Below are 22,048 nucleotides of genomic sequence, written 5' to 3' on the forward strand. Positions count from 1 at the left end.
CGGTCGGGACGTCCGGGGTGGCTGCTACGTTGCCGGGCGTGCGAGGTCACCGGTCCGACGCGGCGTCTGGACGCCTCGTGCCGCCGCCGGCTCGCCGGGCCGCGGGCACGAACGGCTACACCTCCCAGTGGGGCGCGCCCCAGGCAGGCACCGCTCCGTCCGCCCGTGCCTGACCGAGGGGGTCGTGCGCGCACCGCCGCGGCCCGTCCCGCTCGCCCGACGCCCGCTGAGGTGCCCCCGCCGTGATCCTGCTCGTCCTCGTGGTGCTGACCGCCGCCCTGGCCGCGGCCGCGCCCGCGCTCGCCCGCGCCATGGGCCGTGACGCCGGTCTCGTGCTCGCCGGCGGGCTGCTCGCGCTGGGGCTGACCCTCGGCATCAGCGCCCCCTGGACCCTCGGGGAGACCGTCGACTTCTCCGTGCCGTGGCTGCCGGTGCTCGACGTCGCGCTGCGGCTGCGCCTGGACGGGCTGTCCCTGGCCTTCGGCCTGCTCGTGCTGCTCGTCGGCGCGCTCGTCATGGCCTACTCGGCGCGCTACCTGGGCTCGGGGCCGTGCTCGGCCTTCTACGGGCTCATGGTCTTCTTCGCGGCCGCCATGCTCGTGCTGGTCCTCGCCGACGACCTCGTGCTGCTCTTCGTCGCCTGGGAGGCGACGACGCTGTGCTCGTTCTTCCTCATCACCCTCTCCGGCCCGGCCGGCCAGCAGCCGGCCGTGCGCACGCTGCTGCTGACGGCGGGCGGCGGCCTGGCGCTGCTCGCGGCGGTCGCGACGACGGTCGTCGCGACGGGCACGACGCAGCTGAGCCAGGCGCTCGCGTCCCCGGTGTGGAGCGAGGACCCGCTGCTCGCCAGCACGGTGGCGCTGCTCGTCATGGTCGCGGCCTTCACGAAGTCGGCCCAGTTCCCGTTCCACTCGTGGCTGCCCGACGCGATGGCCGCCTCGACGCCGGTCAGCGCCTACCTGCACGCGGCGGCCATGGTGAAGGCCGGCATCTACCTGCTGCTGCGCTTCTCCTCGACCTTCGCCGACGTGCCCGTCTGGTACGTCGGCCTCGTGGGCGTCGGCCTGCTGACGGCGCTCATGGGCGCGCTCTACGCGATGCAGCGCACCGACCTCAAGGCCCTGCTGGCCTACTCGACGGTCAGCCAGCTGGGGTTCCTCGTCGCGACGACGGGCATCGGCACCAGCTACGCCGTCACGGCCGCCGTCGCGCACACCGTGGCGCACGCCCTGTTCAAGTCGGCCCTGTTCATGCTGGTCGGCGTCGTCGACCACCAGGCCGGGACCCGCGAGATCCCCCGGCTGCGCGGGCTGCGCCGGGCCATGCCCGTGACGGGCGTGGCGATGGCCGTGGCGGCGCTGTCCATGGCCGGCGTCCCGCCGCTGCTCGGGTTCATCAGCAAGGAGAAGATGTTCGCCGCGCTGCTGGAGTTCCCCGGCCCGACGTGGGCGGGGGTCCTCGCGGGCGGCGTCGGCGTCGCCGCAGCCGTCCTCACCTTCGCCTACAGCGGCCGGCTCGTGCTCGGCGCCTTCGGCGGCCCCGCCGAGGAGGAGCCCGCCGAGGGGCTGCGCCGGCCCCGGGAGGCGGCGCCGTCCTTCCTGGTGCCGGCGCTGGTCCCCGCGGCGGCCGGTGTCGTCCTCGGCCTGTGGGGCTCGGCGGTCGCGCCGCTCGTGACGACGGGCGCCGACGCCGCCGCCGGGGCGACGACGACGGGGCGCGGCAGCGTCACCGACGCCGACCTCTCGCTGTGGCACGGCCTCAACCCCGAGCTCCTCATGTCGGCCACCGCCATCGCCCTCGGCACCGTGCTCGTGCTGGCGCGCCACCGCGTCGACCGGGCACTCGTCGGCCGGCGGCTGTTCCCCCTCACCGGCGTCGGCGTCGTCGAGGGCTTCCGCACCGGCTCCATCGCCGCGGGCGCCCGGGTCAGCGCGCTCACCGGCTCCGACGCCCCGCGCCGTCACCTCGCCGTGCCGCTGGTCGTGCTCCTGGTGCTCGCCGGGGTGGGCCTGACCCAGCTCGACGGCCTGCCGACTCCGCAGGCCGACCTCACGCGCGGCGTCGACTGGCTGCTGCTCGCCCTGGTGGTCGTCGGCGTCGTCGTCGTCGTCCGGGCGACGTCCCGGCTGGGGGCGCTCGTCGTGGTCGGGCTCGTCGGCTTCGTCGTGGCGCTGTGGTTCGTGGTGCTCGGGGCCATGGACGTGGCGCTGACGCAGCTGCTCGTCGAGGTGCTCACCGTCGTCGTCGGCGTCCTGGTGCTGCGGCGCCTGCCGCGGCACTTCGCCCCGGCCCCGCGCCACCGGACGGTCGGGGCCGCGGCGCTCGCGGTGGGCGCCGGGGCCGCCGCCACGGCCGCCGTGCTGGCCATGACCGGACGGCGCGGCCTGTCCCCCGCCGGCGAGTTCTTCCTCGCCCGCGCGGAGGAGGAGACGGGCGGCACCAACGTCGTCAACACGATCCTCGTGGACTTCCGTGCGCTGGACACCTTCGGCGAGCTCACCGTCCTCGGGATCGCGGGCGTCGCCGTCGTCGCCGCGCTGAGCTCGCGCCGCCTCCTGCCCGACCGCGCCCCCCGCACCTGGCGGGAGGGCTCGCCCGTCGTCTCCCCCGGGGAGTCGGCCGTCGTGGCCCGCACCCTGGCCCGGGTCCTGGCCCCCCTGACCCTCGTCGTGTCGCTCTGGCTGCTGTGGCGTGGGCACGACGCCCCCGGCGGCGGCTTCATCGGCGCCCTCGTGGGGGCCGCGACCCTGGCGCTGCTCTTCCTCGTCGCGCGCTCGGACTCCTCCGCCCCCGTCAAGGTCCCCGCGGCGCTGCTCATCGGCGCCGGGGTCGTCCTCTGCGTCGCGGTCGGCCTCGCCGGGCTGGTCGTCGAGGGCTCCTTCCTCGAGCCCTTCTTCATCGACGTGGGCGACAGCTACGTCACGACGGCGCTCGTCTTCGACGTCGGCGTCTACCTCACCGTCGTCGGCGTCGTCGTCGTCGCGCTCCAGCAGCTCGGCGGGGTGCTCTTGCCCGGCACCGGGCCGGGCGAGGACGAGCCCGAGCACCGCATGGCGCTGGAGGAGGTGCTCGACCGCAAGGAGTCCGCGGCCCTCGCGCCTTCCTCCGAGGGGGCCGGGCCGGGCCAGGAGCAGTCGGGCCAGGAGCGGTCGGGCCTGGAAAGGTCGGGCCTGGAAAGGTCGGGCCAGGAGAGGTCAGGACCACCGGGCGGGGCCGACGGCAGCGCAGGACGCGAGAGGACGACGGGAGGTGCGGCGCGATGACCCTGGCCCTCACCGTCGGCGTCCTCGTGGCCGGCGCCGTCTACCTGATGATGCAGCGGGGCCTCGTCCGCGTCGTCCTCGGCTTCGTGCTCGTCGCGCACGCCGCCAACCTCACGCTCATGGCGGCCGGCGGCACCGACCGCCGCGGCGAGCCGCTCGGCCAGCAGCCCGACCCGGCGACGACCGCCGACGCGCTGCCGCAGGCGTTCGTCCTGACCGCCATCGTCATCGCCTTCGCCATCACCATCTACCTCCTCGTGCTGGCCGCGGCCGGGCGCGAGGACGACGACACCGACGGCCCCACCGGCGGCGACATGGGCGGCACCGACGTCGGGCCGCACCTCGGCGAGGTCTCGACGGTCGGCGCAGGGACGTCGCGCGGCGCGGCCGACGCGGAGGACCCGCACGAGGGCGAGGACCCCGACGAAGAGATGCGCCACCGCGACGACGTCACGGGGGTGCCGTCATGACCGACGTCGCCGCGCTCCTGCCCCTCTTCGTCGCCGGGCCGATCGTCGTCGCCGGCGCGCTCGTGGCGCTCGGCACCCGGGCGGCCCGGGCGGCCCAGGCCGTGCTGGTCCTCGTGACGGCGGCGTCCACCGCCGGGGCCGTGGCGCTCGTCGTCTCCCAGCTGGACGGGCCGGTGCTCGCGCACGGCGTCGGCGGCTGGCCCGGTGGCGTCGCCATCCCCTTCGTCGCCGACATGTTCACGGCGCTCATGCTCACGGTCACGGGCCTGCTGAGCGTGGTCTGCGCCTGGTTCGCCATCGCCTCGGGCGAGGCGGCGACGCGCTCCTACTCCCCGCTCGTGCTCGTGCTGCTCGGCGGCGTCAACGGGGCCCTGCTCACCGGCGACCTGTTCAACCTCTTCGTCTTCATCGAGGTCATGCTGCTGCCCTCCTACGGGCTGCTGCTGATGGCCGCTCCCGGCGGCGCGACGACGCGGCGCCTGGCCGGGGTACGGCTGTACGTCCTGGTGAACCTGCTGACCTCGACAATCTTCCTCGTCGGCGTGGGCCTCATCTACGGCGTCACGGGCACCGTGAACATCGCCGAGCTGGCCGGCGCCGCCCAGGAGTCGACGCTCGTGGCCGCCGCCGCCGCGGTGTGCCTCGTCGCCCTCGGAATCAAGGCCGCCGTCGTGCCGGTGCACGGGTGGCTGGCCCGGGCCTACCCCTCGACGTCGCCGTCGGTGACGGCGCTGTTCTCCGGGCTGCACACCAAGGTCGCCATCTACGCCATCTACCGCATCTACGCGACGATCTACGACGGCGACGAGGCCTACCTGTGGGTGGGGCTTCTCGTCTTCTCGGCGACGATGGTCGTCGGCGTCCTCGGGGCCGTCGGCGAGCGGTCGACCCGCTCGATCCTCGCCTTCCACATGGTCAGCCAGATCGGCTACATCCTCCTCGGCGTCGCCCTCTTCGGGCCGCTGGGGCTGACGGCGGGCATCTTCTACCTGCTCCACCACATGATCGTGAAGGCCTCGCTGTTCCTGTCCACCGGCGCCGTCGAGATCCGGTACGGCACGCGCCCGCTCGGCCAGGTGACCGGCATCGCGCGCACCGAGCCGCTCGTCGCCGTGGCCTTCTTCGCCGCAGCGCTCTCCCTGGCGGGCCTGCCGCCCTTCTCCGGCTTCGTCGCCAAGCTGAGCCTCGTGCTGGCGGCGCTGGACGCCGGGCAGGTGGCCGTGGCGGCCACGGCGGTCGCCGTGAGCCTCTTCACGCTGCTCTCGATGCTGAAGATCTGGTCGGGCATGTTCTGGGGCCGGCCCACGACGCCGGGCGCGCTGGAGGAGGCGCCCGCCGGCATGCGGCTGGCGCTGGCGCGCCTCGCCGGCGACCACCGCGAGCAGGCGACCGTGCTGGAGGCCCAGCGCGCCGACACCGCGCCGCGACGCCGCATCGGCGTCGCGCTGCTCGGGCCGGGGCTGGTGCTGGCCCTGGTCACCCTGTCCCTCGGCCTCGGCGGCCAGCTCCTGCTCGACCTCGCCTCGACGGCGGCCGCCGGGCTGCTCGACACCACCGGCTACGTCGAGGCGGTGCTGGCCCCGTGAGCGCGTCGACGTCGCAGGCGGGACGCCCGGGCGACCGTCGACCGGCGGGCGCGGGCCCGGCGTCCCCGCTGACCTGGCCGCTGCGGCTGGCCGCCTTCGTGGGCTGGTACCTCGTCGCGCTGCTGAGGTCCTACGCCTCGCTCATCGCCGACGTCACGACGCCCGGCAGCCGGAGCACGCCGGGGTTCGTGCGGCTGCCGACGCGCTGCCGGAGCGAGTGGGAGGCCTCCCTGCTGTCCGGGCTCATCTCGCTGACCCCGGGCACGCTGACCATGGGCGACCGGCTCGTCGACGTCACCGACCTGCCCGGTGCCCCCGAGGGGCCGGGCTCCGCGTGGTGGGTCCTGTACGTCCACGGGATGTTCGCGCCGGACGCCGACACCCTGCGCGCCGAGCTGCACGAGATGGAGGAGCGGATGCTGCACGGGATCCGCCCGCGGGGGGTCGCCCGATGACCGCTGGGCTGCCTGGCTCTCTGCTGGGCCCCTACCCCGGCCTCGACGTGGCGCTCGTGCTCGTGCTCGTGGCGCTGGCCGCGGCCGTCGTCCGCCTGCTGCGCAGCGACGACGACGCCGGCCGCGTGCTCGCCGGCGACCTCGTCTACTTCTGCGTGCTGGGCCTCATCGCCCTGCTCGGGGTACGGGTCGCCAGCACGGCGACCTTCGACCTCGTGCTCGTCGGCACGCTCGTGGGGCTGCTGTCGTCGGTGTCCCTGGCCCGGCTGCTCACCCGTGGGAGGCGATGAGCGGTGGACCCCACCTCGGTGCTCCCGCTGCTCGGCCAGGGCCTGGCCGTCCTCGGCGGGCTGATCTTCCTCTCGGCCGCCCTCGGCGTCCTGCGCCTGCCCGACCTCTACACGCGGACGTCGGCGGTGGCGACCGCCGCCGGCCTGGGCATCACCTTCGTCGTCGTCGGGTGCCTGCTCGTGGCCCCGACCGTCGACGACACCGTCAAGGTGGTGCTGGCGGTCCTGCTGCAGCTCGCGACGTCGGTGGTCGGCAGCATGGTCATCGCCCGCTCGGCCCACCTCACCGGGACGGCGGCGACGTCGCGCACGCGCTTCGACGAGATGGACGAGCCGGCCGAGGGTCCCTGGCGCTGAGCCCGCTCCCGCACGACGGGGCGGCTCAGCGGACGAGGACGTCCTGGCCGGCCCACGCCCGGCGGTGGCGGGCCTCGGGGTCGCGCACGACCCGGTCCTGCAGGTCGAGGACCAGGGTGGTGCGGTCGCGGGCGTCGTAGCCCGGCCAGTCGCCGACGGCCGGGTCGGGGCGGCCGTGGGTGACGAAGTGCAGCCAGTGCCGTTGGAGGCGGTCGGCGAGCGCGGCGACGCGGCCGTCCCGGTCGAGCCGGTGCAGCGAGCGGCGCAGCGGTGCGTAGGGCCACAAGAGGTAGAGCTCCACGCCGTGGGTGGCGCCGAGGCCGAAGCTCGACGGGCCCCAGTCCACGCGGTAGCGCCAGACCGGGCTGTGCTCGGCGTGCGCCTCGCTGTGGTGGATGCTCGGCATCGTGAAGATGAGGTGCGAGCCGAGGTCGGTGAGGCCGCGCTCGTCGTCGGGGTAGGCGGCGAGGACGCGGTCGACGTCCGCGGCGGGTGCGGCGGCGTCGAGCGCGACGGCCAGGCGTGCGCGGTCCTCGGGCAGGACGTCGCGGGCGAAGCGCCGGAAGAGGGTGTGCTCGTCGCGGTTGGTGCCTGCCAGCAGGGGGACCGGCGGCGTGCGGGTGGCGTGGGCGGCCGGCAGGGACGCGGGCAGCAGGTCGCCGTCGAACCACGGGCGCGTGACGAGGGCCTGCGGGCGGCTCTGGGACAGCGCCGCCGTCGCCTGCAGGAGGTCGCGGGTGGAGGCGCGCCAGAGCCCGTCGGGCTGCTCGCGGCTGACGCCGAGGCGGGCGCAGAGCTCGCGGGCCAGACGCGCGGAGTCCTCGCGGTCGGTGGCGATGGACAGCGCTCCGCTCTGGCAGATCGCCGCGGAGAAGAGGCCCCGGGCGGCAGGGCTCGCCATGAGCAGCGTCACCGAGGCCGCGCCGGCCGACTCCCCGGCCAGGGTGACGCGGGCGGGGTCGCCGCCGAAGGCCTCGACGGTCTCGCGCACCCACTCCAGGGCGCGCACCTGGTCGCGCAGCCCGACGTTGCTCGGGACCCGCTCGGGGTCGACGCCGAGCCGCCCCGCCGCGGGTCGGGCGACGGCGTCGGCGAGGTTCATGAAGCCGAAGGCGCCGAGGCGGTAGGCCACGCACACGACGACGACGTCGCCGCGCGCGGCGAGCACCCCGCCGTCGTACTCCCCGGGGCTGCCGGTGACGAACGCGCCGCCGTGCACCCAGACCAGGACGGGCCGGCGGCGGCCGTCGGTCGCCGCGCCGGCGGGGGCGTGGACGTCGACGGTGAGGCAGTCCTCGGTGCGCCGACCGGTCGCGCCGAGGACGAGCCCGAGGTGGCGGGGCAGGACGGGGACGGCCTGGGCGCACGCCGGACCGGGTCTGGTCGCGTCGCGCACGCCGGTCCACGGCTCGTGCGGGACCGGCGCGGCGAAGCGGTGCTCGGCGACCGGCGGCCGGGCGTAGGGGACGCCGCGCCAGCTGTCGACGTCGCCGAAGGCGGTGCTGCGGCGGATGCCCCGCACGGCGCCGGTCGTCGTCTGCGCGACGACGTCCGCTCCCGAGACCTGCGACCCGGGCAGCAGGGCCCGACCGGGTGCGCCCGTGCCCTGCAGCGTCGCGGCACCTGCCGGCTCGTGCCCCTCGTCCACACCCACGTCCACGGTAAGAGCCTCTCCGCCACCGCCCCGGCCCACCACCCGACGCCCTTCCGCCGTCACCGCCGCCTCCCCAGCACCTCGACGACGACGTGCCGCCTTGTCCCCCCTCCCCCGCACTTCGACGACGACGTGCCGCCTTGCCGCCCCGTCTCCTGGCACGTCGACGACGAAGTGCCATGGTCGGCGTCGCGGGTCTGAGGTGGTGCACCAGCGACGTGGGCCCTGACGGGTAGACCTCGAGCGCCTGGGACCCTGGTGCCATGCCCGCGCTCCCCGTCCCGCCGACCTCTGCCCGCACCCGCGCCCGGATCCGCCGGGTCTTCGTCGTCCTGGCCTTCGTCGAGGCGGTGACGTGGGCGGGGCTGCTCGCCGGGATGGGGTGGCACCACCTGCTGGACGGCAGCCGCGCCGGCATCGAGGTCTTCGGCGCCCTCCACGGCGGAGCCTTCCTGCTCTACGGCGCCCTGGCGGTGCTGACCTGGGCGGTGCAGCGGTGGCCCTGGAAGGTCGGCCTGCTCAGCCTGGTCGCCGCCGTGCCGCCGTTCGGGACCGTCGTGTTCGAGGTGGTGGCCCGGCGCCGCGGGCTGCTCGCCGACGTCGAGACGCCGTCCCGCCGCGCCGCGCCGGTCTGACCCTGGCCCGGCGCGCACGACGACGCCGACAGGTGCTCCCGGCCGGCACGCAAGCACCCGGACGCGACGACGCCCGCCCTCCGCAGGGGAGGACGGGCGCCGTCAGCAGCGGGTCGTCAGCGCTCGGTCGTCAGCGCGCGGCGACGTCGCGGTCCAGGCGGACCTGGGCGCGGCGGCCCTTGATGGTGCTGCCGCGCAGGGCGCTCACGACGTCGTCGGCGGCACCGGCGGGCACCTCGACGAGCGAGAAGCGCTCGGTGATCTCGATGGCGCCGATGTCCTTGCCGCGCACCGAGGACTCGTTCGCGATGGCGCCCACCAGGTCACCCGGGCGCACCCCGGCCGCGCGACCGACGCCGACGAACAGGCGCGTGTTGCCCGGTGCGGTGGCCTTGCTCACCGGACGGCCGCCGCGGACAGCCGGGCCACGACCGGGACGCTCGCCGTCCCGCCCGCGAGGGCCGTCGGTGCGGCTGCGCTGCGGGCGCAGCTCGGGGGCCGGGATCTCCTGGTCGTCCACGGCGCCCTGGGCGGCGTGCGCCAGCGCCAGCGCCGCGAGGGCGACGTCCTCGGCGCTGTGCTCGGAGAGCAGGGCGTCCAGCGCCCCACGCACCCGCTCGAGGTCCTCGCGCCCGTCCGCCAGGGCTCCGGCGACGGCCGTCTGCGTCACGCTGAGGCGGTGGGCCCGCAGGTCCGCCACGCTCGGCAGCGGCGCGACGGTGATCGGCACGCCCGTGAGCCGCTCGACGTTGGAGAGCTGGCGGCGCTCGCGCGGCTCGGCCAGCGTCAGCGCCACGCCCTCACGCCCGGCCCGGCCCACGCGCCCGATGCGGTGCACGTAGGACTCCGCCGCCGCCGGCACGTCGAAGTTGACGACGTGGGAGAGCTGGTCGATGTCGAGCCCGCGGGCGGCGACGTCGGTCGCGACGATCAGCTGGGCCGCTCCGGCGCGCAGCCGGGAGACGACCTTGTCGCGCTGCTCCTGGCTGATGCCGCCGTGCAGCGCCTCGGCCCGGTAGCCGCGGGCGCCGAGCCGCTCGGTGATGGTGTCGACGTCCTCGCGGGTGCGGCAGAACACGATCGCGGCGGTCGGCTGCTCGAGGTCGAGCACCCGCCCGAGCGCCGCGACCTTGTGGGGCCGGCCGACGAGGTAGGCGGTCTGCCGCACGCGCGGCGCCTCGCCCTCGGGCGTCGCCTCCTTGGCGATGCGGATGCGCACCGGCTCGCGCTGGTGCTGGCGGGCGATCCGCTCGATCCGCGACGGCATGGTCGCCGAGAACAGCACCGTCTGACGCTCCGCCGGCGCCGCCGAGAGGATCTCCTCGATGTCCTCGGTGAAGCCCATGTCGAGCATCTCGTCGGCCTCGTCGAGGACGACGGTGCGGACGTCGTCCAGGCGCAGCGCGCCGCGCCCGATGAGGTCGAGCGCCCGGCCGGGCGTCGCGACGACGACGTCGACGCCCCGCTCGAGGTCGCGCAGCTGGCGCCCGATCGGCGTCCCGCCGTACACCGCGAGGACCTTGGCCCCGACGTGCTGGCCGTAACGGGTGACGGCGCGTGCGACCTGCAGCGCCAGCTCACGAGTCGGGACGACGACGAGCGCCACCGGCGTCCGGCCACCGCCCGCGGGCACGTGCTCCAGCAGCGGCAGCGCGAACGCGGCCGTCTTGCCCGTGCCCGTCGCGGCCTGGCCGAGCAGGTCGGCGCCGGCGAGCAGCGGGCGGATGGACTCCGCCTGGATGGGCGTGGGCGCCTCGTAGCCGAGACCGTCGAGCGCGCGCAGCACCTCGGCGCGCAGACCGAGGTCGGCGAAGGTCGGGCCCGTCGGCTCGTCGGTGCCCACCTCGTCGGTGCCCACCTCGTCGGTGCCCGGCTCGTCGAGGTCTGTGGCGACGTCGTCGAGCAGGTCGGAGGTGGCGTCGGGTCGGTCGTCGACGGGTCGGTCCAGGACAGGGGCAGTCACAACGTTCTCCTCGGGAGGGTCGGCGCGTCGGAGCGCCTGGCGTCAGGTCAGCGGCCGCCGGTGCGGCTGCTGCGGAGGGGACCTGTCGGCCGTGGACCCTGTGGAGATCGCGCCTTCGATGCGTGTGCTCACGAGCCCCCGCTGAGGGCTCACCTGGCGTCTCGACCTGCGTCGGACCGTCCGGGCGCCACGTGCGCCCGCTCCTCCGGTGGGCACAAGCATGCCTCATGCGCCGGCATTCCCCGGCCGGCCGCGGGCCGGTGCCCCTCGAGAGCTCCGGGCGGGACCCCCGGGCGGGGCCTACGGATGGCCGCCTGCGCCCGGTCGTGCTGCGCTTGGTCCATGCCCGAGCCGCGACGCCGTCCCGTGGCCCGCGCCTCGCCGCAGCGGCGCCTGGCCCTGGCCGCGGGGGCGCTCGGCGCAGGGCTGCTGGCGACCGGCGTCCTCGCCGTCTCCGCCGGCCGGCCGTCGGTCGCCGGCCTCGTGCTCGTCCTCGTCGGCCTGGTCGCCGGCGGTCGGGCGGTGCTCGACCTGCGCCGGCGCTGAGCCGGCGCACGCCCGACCGGCCGGGCTACGGCGAGGCGGCTCCCTCGGACGCCTGCGCAGGGGGCACCCTGGTGCCCGTGACCCCTGCCGCGCTCGACGCCGACCCGGCGCTCGAGGCCCTCCGCGCGGCGGGCCTGCTGGGCCCGGAGGTCGAGCCGGAGGTCGAGCCGCCGACGGACGGGCTCCCGGCTGAGCCGTCGCCCGGCGAGGCGCTCGATGCCCGTGACCAGCCCGTCGGCGACGACGAGGGGACCTCTCCGACCACGCCGCTCCTGCTCGCGGTCGACGGCAACAGCCTGCTGCACCGCGCCTTCCACGCCCACGCCGCGGGCCAGCACCGCGACGCCGCGGGGCGGCCCGTCTGGGGCCTGCGCGGTGTCGTGACGCTCATCGCCGGTGCGGCAGCGCGCCTGACGCCGGACGCCCTCGTCGTCGGCTTCGACTGCCCGACCTCCTCGCGACGCCGCGACGAGCACCCGGCCTACAAGGCCCACCGCCCCGAGAAGCACCCCGACCTGCGCGCCCAGCTGGACGACGCCCCGGCCCTGCTCGCCGCCGCTGGCCTCCCCGTCGTCGTCCACGAGGGCTTCGAGGCCGACGACGTCCTCGCCTCCGCGGCCGCCCTGGCCCGCCGCGAGGGGTGGCGCTGCACGGCCGTCACCAGCGACCGGGACTCCTTCGCCCTCGTCGACGGCACCACGTCCGTGCTGCGCGTCCTGAACGGCGGCATGGCCGGCTCGCCCGTGCTCACCCCGCGGACCATCCCGCTCGTCACGGGTGTGCGGGCCGAGCAGTACCGCTGCCTCGCGGCCCTGCGCGGCGACACCTCCGACAATCTTCCCGGCGCGCCGGGCATCGGCCCGAAGACGGCAGCCCGGCTGCTGCAGACCTTCGCGTGCGTCGACGACGTCTACGCGGCCCTCGACGACGGCCGGGAGGCCGAGGTCCTCGCCGCCGTCGGCGCGGGTGCCCTCGCCCGGCTGCGTGCCCCGACGGCGCGGGCCAACGTCGTCCGCAACCAGCGCCTCATGGCGATGCACGAGGACCTGCCGCTGCCGGTGCTGGACGACCTTCGCCTCCCCCTGGACCTGGTGCGCCTCCAGCACGCCCTCGGCGAGCGCGACGTCCGCCTCGGCCCCTCGCTGTGGGCGCTCGTCGGCGGCGCCCCACCCGCCGACCTCGGCCCGGTCCTGCCCAGCTGGGTCGACGACGTACCCCTGCTCGACGCGCCGCCGCTCGACCACCTGCTGCCCGACGGCCCGCCGCCGGAGGACGACGCGCCGGACGGTGCCTCGCCGGACGGTGCCGTCGGCAGCCTCCCGGGTGGTCCGGGGCCCGCCGTCGCGACGGCAGCCACGGCCCCGGCCACGACCGCCGCCGGGGACCGCCCGGCGGCGGAGCCGATGGGTCGCCGTGGCCTGGCCCGCGCCCGGCGCGAGGTCGCCGAGGAGCAGCTCGACCTCTTCGGCTGAGCCCAGACGTCGTCCCCCGCTCCATCTCTTGCCGTCCCAGAGCGCTCTGCGCTACAAAGCAGGTGCGCGCTCTGCACGGCAGACCACTCTGGAGGCAGCGATGACGAGCCCAGCGCACGACGACCAGCCCACGGCGCAGCCCGACCCGCGCGAGTCGCTCGCGCTGCTCGAGGCCGAGCGGAGCCGCACCGCTCGGGCGCTCGAGCCCGACGTCCGGCTCGTCTACGGCGTCTGGGGCGTCGCCTGGCTCGTCGGCTTCCTCGCGCTGTGGTCGTCGGCGACCGGCACCGGCCCGCTCGTGCTGCCCGGCCCGGTCGCCGGCGGCGTCTTCGGCGGGCTGCTCCTGCTCGCGGTGGTCGTCACGGGCGTCCACATCAGCCGACGCGTCTCCGGCGTCGTCGGGACCACGAGCACGCAGGGAGCCATGTACGGGTGGGCCTGGCTGCTCGGTTTCGGCGGCGTGGGTGCGCTCACGGCCTCGGTGGCCATGGCGGGTGCCTCGCCAGAGGTGTTGGGTGTCCTCTCCCCCGCCCTGTCCGGGCTCGTCGTCGGCCTGCTGTACCTCGCCGGCGGGACCCTGTGGCAGGACCGTGCGCAGTACTCCCTCGGCGTGTGGATCCTCGGGACGAGCGCAGCCGGCGCCCTCGCCGGGTACCCGACCAACTACCTCGTCATGGGCCTGCTCGGTGGAGGTGGCTTCCTCGTCGCGGCGCTCGTCGTCGCGCTGCACCACCGGACGCCGCGATGACCGCCGTCGACGAGGTCCCCGAGCTCGACCCCCTGATCCACGCGCCCGCGCGGCTGCGGCTCGTCGCCAGCCTCGCCGCGCTCGAGGACGGCGACCGCATCTCCTTCCCCCGCCTGCAGAAGCTGCAGGACCTGACCGCCGGCAACCTCGGCGCCCACCTGCGCAAGCTCGAGGACGCCGGGTACGTCGACGTCGAGAAGACCCACCGGGGCCGGACGCCGGTGACCTACGTCTGCCTCAGCCCCCGCGGCCGCCAGGCGCTGGCCGACCACACCGCGGCGCTGCGCGCGCTGCTGGAGCCCGTCACCCGCACATCCGCCGACCGGGAGGTCTCCCGATGACCGCGCCCGTCGCCCCCGACGTCCTCGCCCGGGCCGTCGGCGCCACCCGCCGCTACGGCGACGTCGTGGCCCTGGTCGACGTCTCCCTCGACGTCCCTGCCGGCCAGCTGCTCGGCCTGCTCGGCCCCAACGGCGCCGGCAAGTCGACGCTGCTGCAGCTGCTCTGCGGGCTGCGCCGGCCGACGTCCGGCCGCGTCGAGCTCTTCGGCCGCGCGCCGACCGACCCGGTGGCCCGCACCGGTCTCGGCGTGACGCCGCAGGAGAGCGGCCTGCCGCCCACGCTGCGCGTCGGCGAGGTCGTCGACGTCGTCGCCGGCCACTACCCCGACCCGGTGCCGACGCCGGAGGTCCTCGACCGCTTCGGCCTCGCCGACCTGCGGCGACGCCAGACGGGTGGCCTGTCCGGCGGGCAGAAGCGCCGGCTCGCCGTGGCGCTCGCGTTCGTCGGGCGACCGCGGCTCGTGCTGCTCGACGAGCCGACGACGGGCCTGGACGTCGACGCCCGCCACGACCTGTGGGACGCCGTCCGCGAGTACCACGCCGCCGGCGGGACCGTGGTGCTCACCAGCCACTACCTGGAGGAGGTGCAGGCGCTCGCCGAGCGGGTCGTCGTCGTCGACGGCGGCCGGGTGCTCGTCGACGGCTCGCTGGAGGAGGTCCGCTCGGCGGTGCCGTCCCGGCGCGTGCGCCTGCACGCGCCCCACGTCCCCGACCTGGGGCGCGCCCTCGTGAGCCGCTCGACCCACGAGGGCGACGTCCACGAGCTGTGGACCACCGACGCCGACGCCCTCGTGCGCCGTCTCGTCCGCGACGACGTCGCCTTCACCGGCCTGGAGGTCGCCTCGCCGTCGCTGGAGGAGGCGTTCCTCGCCGTGACGGCCACCGGCGGGGCCGCGCCGGCCCGGAGCGCCGCCGGCGGGTCCACCACCTCGACGCCCTCTGCCGCCGGTGCCGGCGCCCACGCCCAGGAGGTCCTGCGATGAGCACCCTGCACCCGACCCGCCCGCCGGCCGGCCGCGGCAGCACCGAGGGCCGCGGCGTCCTGCGGCTGTCCTGGCTGCACACGCGGTCGCTCTTCGTCGAGACCGTGCGCGTGCCCATCGCCGTCGTGGGCACGGTCGTCTTCCCGGCACTGACGCTGCTCTTCTTCGTCGTGCCGCAACCCTTCGCGCAGGACCCCGCGCAGGCGACCGCGGCGGCGGCCCAGATCTCGTTGTTCGCCGTCGTCAGCGTGTGCCTGTTCACCTACGGCGTCGGCGTCGCCGAGGACCGGGCGCTGCCCTACGACTCCTACCTGCGCACGCTGCCCGTCGGGGCGGCACCGCGCCTGGCGGGTCGGGTGCTCAACGGCCTGGGCTTCGCGCTGGTCGCGCTCGTGCCCGTCGTCGTCCTGGCGACGCTGCTCACGGCCGCCACCCTGCCGGCGAGCCGGCTGCTCCTCACCGGCGGGGCGTTGGCGCTCGCGGCGCTGCCGATGCTCGGGCTGGGACTCGCCATCGGCTACGGCCTGCCGACCAAGGCGGCGCTGGCCGTGGCGCAGCTGCTGCTCCTGCCGCTGGCCTTCGGCGGCGGGCTCTTCCTCCCGCCCGAGACCTTCCCGTCCTGGCTCGACGCCCTCTCCACGTGGTTGCCGACCCGAGCCGGCCGCGACCTCGTGGTGTCCGCGGCGACCGGCGTCGACCTGCCCGTGACGGCGCTCCCGGTGCTCGCCGGCTGGGTCCTGCTCACCGCGGCGCTCGCCGTCCTCGCCTACCGGCGCGACGAAGGGCGGCGGTTCCGGTGACGGCCGGAGAAGCGCACCGAGATGGTGACCGAGCTCCACGGTGAACGGCCCTCGTCCTCGACAGGCTCGTTCGATGCCGACGTCTTACCTGCCGGTTCTCCCTCCATGCATCTCTCCTGCTCAGACCCGTCGACCGAGGGTGCTGCGCGTGCCGTAGCAGCGGCTTCCTGAGACCTCGACAGGGCCGCCTGAAGTCGCCTCTGGTACCTGATGGCCCACCAGAGAGTCAGGTGATCTCGGCCGCCTCGCCTCAGCCGGACCCACCAGCGATAAACGGCGCCCGGGCCGACGGCGCCGACGAGCAGCAGCAGCGCCGCCACGGGCGTAAGGACACCCTGGACGAGGACGAGCAGAAGGAGGTAGGTGGAGGAGAAGACCACAAGGGTGGCGTCTATGAACGTGCCGACTCGATCTCCCTCGAGCCGGACCTTGCGCATGTAAGCCGGCACGACGACGGTCGCCAGGGCCACGCCCACGCTGATGGCTGGCAGCGCAGGAAAGGCCACCTGGGCCGGCGGCATGGCGGCACGAGCCAGCAGGGCTGCCGTACCAGAACTCGCGAGGACGAGCGCGAGGGGAAGCACGAGCTCTCGGGCATCAAGAAGTCGACCCGCCGCTCTCACCCTCTCCTTGTCCTCCTTGCGTCCGAGGAAAGTACCGACCGCTTCGCGCCGGCGGGCCAAGAGTGCCTGCCGGTGCTGCCTCTCGTCCGCGGTCGGGAGCCTGCGGCACCCTGCGGCGGCGATCGCGGTGAGCAGGCTGAGCGACACGAGCACCATGCCAGTGGCTCTCAGCGGAGCGGACGTCAGCTGGTCCATCGTGAGAGCGACCGACAGGGCCCCCGTCGCGACAGCTACGAGGGTGACGAGATCGGAGCCGGAGCGCATGGACTTCGTCGTGTCGTCCGCACCCTCCAGCTGTCGGAGCAGCGAGACGACCGCTACCGTCAACGTCCCCACGAAGACGAGAAGAGTCGAGCTGACGGCCACGGCGAGCTCTCGTGGCAGGTCGGTCTCGTTGTCCGCCCAGATGGCACGGAAGGGCGTCTCCGGGTCACCGGTGAACGCGACGACAATACTTCTGGTGAAGAAGAAGAGGCCCCCTCCCAAGAGGATGACGACGGCGACGGACGACACCATCCTCTGGACGTCGCCGGCGACCGCCGGCCCCTCCTCGCGACCGACGTCGCCACGCGCCTTCTGCGCTACCTCACCCATCTCGTCCCACCTCACCGTGCCGATGCAGGCACCGGTCGGCACCCGCGCCGGCACCATCGCAGCGACCACCGACGACGGGGCAGCAGCGGCCGGAGCCTCACGTGCAGCAGGGCAAAGCTGGGGGTCTTGGCGACACGTGCGTGGTCCCGGGCCGTCAGCGCCCTGCGACCGGCCGCTGCGCGTAGGCGACCTCGGGGTACTCGATGCCGCAGCCGGTGCAGCGGTACCAGTCCATGCCGCTGACGACGACGCGCAGCTCGGCCGGGGCGCCGCAGTGCGGGAGGTAGCAGACCCGCTGGGCGAGCGAGGCGGTGCGCTGGGCGGGGATAGCGGCCGCGGCACGGACCGCGATGGGCGAACGGGTGACGGTCATGACGGGTCCTCGTCTGGGAGGCGCCGGAGACCTTCCCCCCGGCGATGAGGTGGTATCGGCAGGTGGGTCGACGTCCTCAAGCACTCTTCCGTCCCGTCCGGTGACACGATGACGCGGCCGCACCCCGGGGCACCCGACCGGCCTGCCACCCCGGGGCGACGCCCGAGAGGTGTGGTCGTACCCGGCACCTGTACCCGTCCTGGGCGCCCGCGGGTCCGAAGGAGACGACGGACACACCCGCACGAGCTGGGAGCACCCCCATGACCGCGCCCACCCCGACGCACCGGAACACCCGACCAGGGCGGACCACGGCGACGCGGCGACGGGTCCGCGCCCTGGCGGCGTCCTCGCGCGAGCGCGTCTTCGACGTCTACGCGAGCCCTCGTCTGCTGCACCCACTGGACCGCCTGGTGCTGGCACGGGCCTCGCGCCGGCGGACCGGGACGACGTTCGAGGACGACGCCCCGCACCTGCTGGTGTGCCCGCCGGGGGCCGGCAACGTCGGTGACCAGGCGATGGTCGAGGCCTTCCTGCGCGGGACGGTCGGGCCGGTGGTCCTGCTCGTGCGCGACGTCGACGACGTCGAGGTGCCGAGCGAGCACGCCGCCCGGGTGCGGGTGCTCGGGCTGCGCGACCTCGTCTACGGCGGCGGGCCTGCTCACGTGCGCGACGTCGCCCGCTTCGCCGCGCTGCTGGGGACCGCCCGCTCGGTCTCCGTCGTCGGCGCCGACCTCATGGACGGCGGCTACGGCCACCGGCCGGCGTCCCACCTGGCGTTCCTCGTCGACGTCGCGGCGCGCCGGGGTCTGCCCTCGCGCGTCCTCGGCTTCAGCTGGAGCGCCACCCCGCACCGGGCGTGCGTCCGCGCGCTCGCCCGCGCAGGCCACCGGGGCACCCGGCTGCTGGCACGAGACCCGCAGTCGGCGCAGCGGATGCGCGACGCCGGCATGAGCGGCGTCGAGGACGTCGTCGACACGGTCTTCTCGGCGGCCGACGACCTCGACCCCTCGCTCACCGACGGCCTCCTCGACGGCGCCGGCGACGCACCGGTCGTCGTCGTCAACGCCAGCGGCCTCGTCGGCGCGCGGATGGAGCAGCTGGGCGACTACGTCGTCGCGGTGGAGCACCTGCGTCGTCGCGGCGCGCTCGTCGTCCTGCTGCCGCACGTGCAGCGCCCCGGCGGGGACGACGTCGCCGAGGTCCGGCGCCTGGCCGACCGCTTCGCCGGCGACCCCGGTGTCCTGCTCGTCGACGGCCTCCCGCACCCGGCGCAGGTCCGTGGCCTCGTCGACCGCGCCGACGCCGTCCTCACCGGTCGCATGCACCTGGCGGTGATGGCGCTCTCCCGCGGCGTCCCGGCCGTGTGCCTGTCGACGCAGGGCAAGGTCGACGGCCTCATGGAGGTCTTCGGGACGCCGACGCTCTCGGTCCCCCCGCGCCCCGGCATGGGCGCGGAGCTCGCGCGCCTGCTCGACGACGTCCTCGACGGCCGCGTCGGGGCGAGCACCGACCTCCGAGCCCGAGCCGCCCACGCGCGGACGCTCTCCGGCGTCAACTTCACCGGCCTCGACGCCGCCTGACCTGGCGCGGCCCGACGCCCGCCGCAGCGCCGTACGGTGGCCCCGGCGACAGGCAGGTCGCACGGGCCTCTAGCTCAACTGGCAGAGCAGCGGACTTTTAATCCGCGGGTTGTGGGTTCGAGCCCCACGGGGCCCACCCGGGGCGGGTCAGCCGCACCGTCGCCTGCCCCTCCCGGAGCGCCCCGGGCCGGCTGGACCCCCTGTACCCGACGGCGGGCGGAGGCTACGGTCCGCGCACCCTGTCGACTCGCGAAAGGTGCACGTCATGTCAGCTGACGCGAGAGACCTTCCGCCGGCGGCGGAGACCCGGACGGGCCGCGGCGGTGCCCTGCGCCGGTCCGTGCGTCGCACGGAGGACGCGCTCGGGAGCCTCGACTACCGGTACCCGCACAACACCCACCCCGCCCTGGTGCCGGGCATCGGCATCGACGAGCAGCGCCGCCGCTACTCGGTGTCGAGGTTCGTGCTGGTCGTCGCCGGGTCCTTGACCGTCGCCTTCGTCGTCTGGGGCATCGCCTCCCCCGAGTCGGTGGCCAGCGCCGCCCAGGCTGCCTACGACTGGTCGACGACGTCGCTCGGCTGGATGTTCAACCTCGTCGCCGTCGTGGTGCTCGTGGCTCTCGTGGCCGTCGCGCTGTCCCCGTACGGCAAGATCCCGCTCGGCAAGGACGGCGAGAAGCCGGAGTTCGGCACCTTCTCGTGGACCGCGATGCTCTTCGCCGCCGGGCTGGGCGTCGCCGTCCTGTTCTGGGGCCCGGCGGAGCCGCTGACGTACTTCATCACCCCGCCGCCGTTGACCAACGAGGCTGAGAGCGTCGACGCGCTGCACCACGCCTTCGCGCAGACGTTCTTCCACTGGGGCTTCCACGCCTGGGCCATCTACGCCGTCATCGGCGGGGCCGTCGGCTACGTCGCCTACCGCCGCGGACTTCCTCTGCTCGTCTCCTCGATCTTCCGCAGCCTCTTCGGCTCGGGGCCACCGACGGCGTCGTCGGCAAGCTCATCGACATCTTCGCCATCGTCGCGACGCTCTTCGGCACCGCCGCGGCGCTCGGCATCGCCGCCCTGCAGATCGGCGCCGGCGTCAGCATCGTGTCGGGCGGCGGGGAGACGACCAACACCGTCCTCGTCCTCATCATCGGAGTGCTGACCGCGTGCTTCGTCGTCTCGGCGGTCTCGGGCGTCGCGCGGGGCATCCGCTACCTGTCGAACACCAACATCGTGCTGACGGTGGCGATGCTGCTGGTCATGCTGACGCTCGGCCCGACCCTCTTCCTGCTCAACCTCGTCCCGTCGGCGATCATGGAGTACCTCGGGTCGTTGTTCGACATGATGAGCAGGTCGCTGTCCTGGGGCGAGGACACGCAGGAGTTCCAGTCGGCCTGGACCGTCTACTACTGGGCGTGGTGGATCTCCTGGGCGCCCTTCGTCGGCATCTTCATCGCCCGCATCTCCCGCGGCCGCAGCATCCGGCAGTTCCTCCTGGGCACGATCTTCATCCCCTCGACGCTCATCTTCGTCGCGTACGGGATCATGGGCGGCACGGCCATCTCGATGTACCGCGACGGCGCGCCCGGCTTCTCCGACGACATGGCGGCCCCCGAGGTGCTCTTCGCCATGATCGACAACCTGCCCCTGGTCGCCACGTGGCTGCCCTTCGTCGCGATGGCGATCCTGGCGATCTTCTTCGTCACCGCGGCGGACTCCGCCTCGATCGTCATGGGCATGCTCACCACCCAGGGCTCCCAGGACCCCCCACGCCCCGTGGTCGTCTTCTGGGGGCTGGTGATGGCGGGCATCGCCGTCGTCATGCTGACGCTGGGGGACGGCCTCGCGCTGCAGGGCCTGCAGCAGCTCGTCATCGTCACCGCCGTGCCGTTCGCGCTCGTCCTCCTGCTGGCCGTGTTCGCCTGGGTCCGCGAGCTGCGCACCGACCCGATCGCCCTGCGGCAGCGCTACACCCGCCAGGCCGTGGACAACGCCGTGACCGAGGGCATCGGGCGCTACGGGGACGACTTCGGGATGCAGGTCGGCCGGACCGAGAGCGACCGCGGTGCCGGCGCGGGCGTCGACTCCCGCAGCGCGGAGTACACCGAGTGGTACCAGCGCCGCAACGAGGACGGCGAGCCCGTCGACTACGACTTCGCGACCGGCAGGTGGGCCGACGGCTATGCCAGCGGGACCGGCCCGGCCCCGGAGAGCCGGCCAGGCTCCCCGCCGGACCCGGCGGCCGACGAGAGCGCCGCGGGGCGAGCCCCGTCCCGCGCGGCGGACCGCTGAAGCCTGCCGGCCCGGGCGCCCCGTGGACGAGCACGAGGACGGCGTCGCGGCCCGCGTCGTCCTGGCCGAGACGGCCCGGCGGGCTGGGGCGGCGGGTGGGGTGCTGAGCCGCGCCGGTCAGGCCCGGTCCACCGCCAGGCGGAAGCCCGTGTGCCCGAGAGCGGTGTCCGAGGTGGCCGCGACCCTCGCGGACGTGCGGTAGCGCCGGCAGTACGAGTCGTGGCAGAGGTAGGAGCCCCCGCGCAGCACCGGGCGCGCGTCGGTGGGACTGAAGGGGCTGACGGTCCACTCCCAGACGTTGCCGGTGCTGTTGTGCAGCCCGTAGGCGTTAGGGGCGAAGGCGTCGGCCGGGACGGTGCCCACCGGGGCGGCGGGTGCGTCGGGGAAGCGGCCGGCGAAGGTCTTCATCCGCGGGACCCCGCCCGGCTCGCGCTCGGCCCCCCACGGGTAGGGCTGCTGGTCGAGGCCGCCCCGGGCCGCCAGCTCCCACTCCGCCTCGGACGGCAGCCGGGCCCCGAGCCAGCCGGCGTAGGCAAGGGCGTCGTGCTGGGAGACCTGGGTGACGGGGTGGCTCGTGCGCCCCTCCACCGACGAGCCTGGGCCCTCGGGCAGGAACCAGCAGGCCCCCGCGACCCGGCGCCACCACGGCGCCTCGGGGACGACGCGGCTGCTCGCGCGCAGCCGCGCGGGCACCAGTCCCGCGAAGACCGAGGCGTCGCCCAGCCGCTCCGCATCGCTGCGGTACCCGGTGTCCTGGACGAAGGTGGCGAACTGGGCGACGGTGACCGTCGTGGCGCCGATGGCGAAGGGGCCGACCCGCCGCTCGCGGACAGGCCCCTCGCCGTCCCGGGGGTCGACGGCCGCGTCCTCGCTGCCCATCCGGAAGGCGCCGCCGGCGAGCCCGACCATCCGCAGCTCTTCCGGCGCGGCGGCGGCCAGCCGCCCGAGGAGACGGGCGTCCGGACGGGCGAGCGGTCCGTGGACCCCGTCGTCCGGCGCGCGGGCCGGCCCGCAGCACCCCATGAGCACCCCGTT

General features: G+C 75.2%; 19 protein-coding genes, 1 tRNA gene and 1 pseudogene. 16 read left to right on the top strand and 5 right to left on the bottom strand.

The genetic code is table 11. The features are described 5' to 3' along the window. Positions 1-242 precede the first annotated feature (242 nt). Genes WDV86_RS00845 through mnhG form a run of 6 tightly spaced genes read left to right on the top strand, consistent with a single transcriptional unit; the run spans position 243 to position 6,421 of the window. On the top strand, positions 243-3,263 hold the full coding sequence (locus WDV86_RS00845) for a DUF4040 family protein (protein ID WP_339565696.1): 3,021 nt from the start codon (positions 243-245) through the stop codon (positions 3,261-3,263). Further along, positions 3,260-3,733 (top strand): sodium:proton antiporter, encoded by a 474-nt coding sequence (locus WDV86_RS00850; RefSeq protein WP_339565697.1) that lies wholly within the window; start codon positions 3,260-3,262, stop codon positions 3,731-3,733. Before WDV86_RS00845 ends, WDV86_RS00850 begins: the two co-directional genes overlap by 4 nt. Beyond that, positions 3,730-5,319, top strand: coding sequence for a monovalent cation/H+ antiporter subunit D family protein (locus WDV86_RS00855; RefSeq protein WP_339565698.1), 1,590 nt, complete (start codon positions 3,730-3,732; stop codon positions 5,317-5,319). The genes WDV86_RS00850 and WDV86_RS00855 overlap by 4 nt, the downstream gene beginning before the upstream one ends. Next, on the top strand, positions 5,316-5,774 hold the full coding sequence (locus tag WDV86_RS00860) for a Na+/H+ antiporter subunit E (RefSeq protein WP_339565699.1): 459 nt from the start codon (positions 5,316-5,318) through the stop codon (positions 5,772-5,774). The genes WDV86_RS00855 and WDV86_RS00860 overlap by 4 nt, the downstream gene beginning before the upstream one ends. Beyond that, positions 5,771-6,064 (top strand): monovalent cation/H+ antiporter complex subunit F, encoded by a 294-nt coding sequence (locus tag WDV86_RS00865; RefSeq protein ID WP_339565700.1) that lies wholly within the window; start codon positions 5,771-5,773, stop codon positions 6,062-6,064. The genes WDV86_RS00860 and WDV86_RS00865 overlap by 4 nt, the downstream gene beginning before the upstream one ends. Before the next feature lie 3 nt (positions 6,065-6,067). Next, the gene (gene mnhG, locus WDV86_RS00870) at positions 6,068-6,421 is read left to right on the top strand and encodes a monovalent cation/H(+) antiporter subunit G (protein WP_339565701.1); all 354 of its coding nucleotides are present in this window, start codon (positions 6,068-6,070) and stop codon (positions 6,419-6,421) included. A 25-nt stretch (positions 6,422-6,446) separates the two neighbouring features. On the opposite strand, the gene WDV86_RS00875 is transcribed toward mnhG, so the two are convergent. Continuing rightward, positions 6,447-8,081 (bottom strand): carboxylesterase/lipase family protein, encoded by a 1,635-nt coding sequence (locus WDV86_RS00875; protein ID WP_339565702.1) that lies wholly within the window; start codon positions 8,079-8,081, stop codon positions 6,447-6,449. Positions 8,082-8,338: 257 nt separating this feature from the next. Here WDV86_RS00875 and WDV86_RS00880 point away from each other — a divergent pair, with 257 nt between their 5' ends. Then, entirely contained in the window at positions 8,339-8,710 is a 372-nt protein-coding gene (locus WDV86_RS00880) for a DUF3817 domain-containing protein (RefSeq protein ID WP_339565703.1), read from the top strand. A 130-nt stretch (positions 8,711-8,840) separates the two neighbouring features. Here the strand turns inward: WDV86_RS00880 and WDV86_RS00885 are convergent, their stop codons facing one another. Further along, positions 8,841-10,616 (bottom strand): DEAD/DEAH box helicase, encoded by a 1,776-nt coding sequence (locus WDV86_RS00885; RefSeq protein WP_445262891.1) that lies wholly within the window; start codon positions 10,614-10,616, stop codon positions 8,841-8,843. A gap of 399 nt (positions 10,617-11,015) precedes the next feature. On the opposite strand from WDV86_RS00885, the gene WDV86_RS00890 reads away from it, so the two are divergent. The 6 genes from WDV86_RS00890 (at position 11,016) to WDV86_RS00915 (ending at position 15,563) form a co-directional block, all read left to right on the top strand. Beyond that, complete coding sequence (locus WDV86_RS00890; RefSeq protein WP_339565705.1) at positions 11,016-11,219, top strand: hypothetical protein; 204 nt, start codon at positions 11,016-11,018, stop codon at positions 11,217-11,219. A 77-nt stretch (positions 11,220-11,296) separates the two neighbouring features. After that, entirely contained in the window at positions 11,297-12,691 is a 1,395-nt protein-coding gene (locus WDV86_RS00895; protein ID WP_339565706.1) for a 5'-3' exonuclease, read from the top strand. 100 nt (positions 12,692-12,791) lie between these two features. After that, on the top strand, positions 12,792-13,439 hold the full coding sequence (locus WDV86_RS00900) for a hypothetical protein (protein WP_339565707.1): 648 nt from the start codon (positions 12,792-12,794) through the stop codon (positions 13,437-13,439). Next, positions 13,436-13,780: a transcriptional regulator gene (locus tag WDV86_RS00905; protein ID WP_339565708.1), complete on the top strand. Its 345-nt coding sequence runs from the start codon at positions 13,436-13,438 to the stop codon at positions 13,778-13,780. The genes WDV86_RS00900 and WDV86_RS00905 overlap by 4 nt, the downstream gene beginning before the upstream one ends. Beyond that, a complete protein-coding gene (locus tag WDV86_RS00910; RefSeq protein WP_339565709.1) occupies positions 13,777-14,763 on the top strand; it encodes an ABC transporter ATP-binding protein in 987 nt (328 codons plus the stop codon). The genes WDV86_RS00905 and WDV86_RS00910 overlap by 4 nt, the downstream gene beginning before the upstream one ends. Beyond that, positions 14,760-15,563 (top strand): ABC transporter permease, encoded by an 804-nt coding sequence (locus WDV86_RS00915; protein ID WP_339565710.1) that lies wholly within the window; start codon positions 14,760-14,762, stop codon positions 15,561-15,563. Before WDV86_RS00910 ends, WDV86_RS00915 begins: the two co-directional genes overlap by 4 nt. Here the strand turns inward: WDV86_RS00915 and WDV86_RS00920 are convergent. Both WDV86_RS00920 and WDV86_RS00925 read right to left on the bottom strand, forming a co-directional pair. Continuing rightward, positions 15,530-16,849 (bottom strand): hypothetical protein, encoded by a 1,320-nt coding sequence (locus WDV86_RS00920; protein WP_339565711.1) that lies wholly within the window; start codon positions 16,847-16,849, stop codon positions 15,530-15,532. The genes WDV86_RS00915 and WDV86_RS00920 overlap by 34 nt on opposite strands. 85 nt (positions 16,850-16,934) lie before the next feature. Continuing rightward, positions 16,935-17,153 (bottom strand): hypothetical protein, encoded by a 219-nt coding sequence (locus tag WDV86_RS00925; protein ID WP_339565712.1) that lies wholly within the window; start codon positions 17,151-17,153, stop codon positions 16,935-16,937. Positions 17,154-17,413: 260 nt separating this feature from the next. Between WDV86_RS00925 and WDV86_RS00930 the strand changes: the two genes are divergently transcribed. The 3 genes and pseudogenes from WDV86_RS00930 to WDV86_RS16145 all read left to right on the top strand — a co-directional run bounded on the left by WDV86_RS00930 (position 17,414) and on the right by WDV86_RS16145 (position 21,013). Then, positions 17,414-18,733: a polysaccharide pyruvyl transferase family protein gene (locus WDV86_RS00930; protein WP_339565713.1), complete on the top strand. Its 1,320-nt coding sequence runs from the start codon at positions 17,414-17,416 to the stop codon at positions 18,731-18,733. 63 nt (positions 18,734-18,796) lie between these two features. Further along, positions 18,797-18,869, top strand: a tRNA-Lys gene (locus tag WDV86_RS00935). 129 nt (positions 18,870-18,998) lie between these two features. Next, a pseudogene (locus WDV86_RS16145) lies at positions 18,999-21,013 on the top strand (BCCT family transporter). A gap of 117 nt (positions 21,014-21,130) precedes the next feature. Here WDV86_RS16145 and WDV86_RS00950 read toward each other — a convergent pair. Beyond that, entirely contained in the window at positions 21,131-22,036 is a 906-nt protein-coding gene (locus WDV86_RS00950) for an SUMF1/EgtB/PvdO family nonheme iron enzyme (protein WP_339565895.1), read from the bottom strand. Positions 22,037-22,048 lie beyond the last annotated feature (12 nt).

The sequence above is a fragment of the Pseudokineococcus sp. 1T1Z-3 genome, assembly GCF_037482365.1.
Taxonomy (GTDB): Bacteria; Actinomycetota; Actinomycetes; order Actinomycetales; family Quadrisphaeraceae; genus Pseudokineococcus.

Bases quoted from the DNA above. Each gene is read 5' to 3' on its own strand.
- WDV86_RS00880 (WP_339565703.1), top strand. From the start codon at position 8,339: ATGCCCGCGCTCCCCGTCCCGCCGACCTCTGCCCGCACCCGCGCCCGG.
- WDV86_RS00855 (WP_339565698.1), top strand. From the start codon at position 3,730: ATGACCGACGTCGCCGCGCTCCTGCCCCTCTTCGTCGCCGGGCCGATC.
- WDV86_RS00930 (WP_339565713.1), top strand. From the start codon at position 17,414: ATGACCGCGCCCACCCCGACGCACCGGAACACCCGACCAGGGCGGACC.
- WDV86_RS00910 (WP_339565709.1), top strand. From the start codon at position 13,777: ATGACCGCGCCCGTCGCCCCCGACGTCCTCGCCCGGGCCGTCGGCGCC.
- WDV86_RS00905 (WP_339565708.1), top strand. From the start codon at position 13,436: ATGACCGCCGTCGACGAGGTCCCCGAGCTCGACCCCCTGATCCACGCG.
- WDV86_RS00915 (WP_339565710.1), top strand. From the start codon at position 14,760: ATGAGCACCCTGCACCCGACCCGCCCGCCGGCCGGCCGCGGCAGCACC.
- WDV86_RS00865 (WP_339565700.1), top strand. From the start codon at position 5,771: ATGACCGCTGGGCTGCCTGGCTCTCTGCTGGGCCCCTACCCCGGCCTC.
- WDV86_RS00950 (WP_339565895.1), bottom strand. From the start codon at position 22,036: ATGGGGTGCTGCGGGCCGGCCCGCGCGCCGGACGACGGGGTCCACGGA.
- WDV86_RS00850 (WP_339565697.1), top strand. From the start codon at position 3,260: ATGACCCTGGCCCTCACCGTCGGCGTCCTCGTGGCCGGCGCCGTCTAC.
- WDV86_RS00890 (WP_339565705.1), top strand. From the start codon at position 11,016: ATGCCCGAGCCGCGACGCCGTCCCGTGGCCCGCGCCTCGCCGCAGCGG.
- WDV86_RS00900 (WP_339565707.1), top strand. From the start codon at position 12,792: ATGACGAGCCCAGCGCACGACGACCAGCCCACGGCGCAGCCCGACCCG.
- WDV86_RS00925 (WP_339565712.1), bottom strand. From the start codon at position 17,153: ATGACCGTCACCCGTTCGCCCATCGCGGTCCGTGCCGCGGCCGCTATC.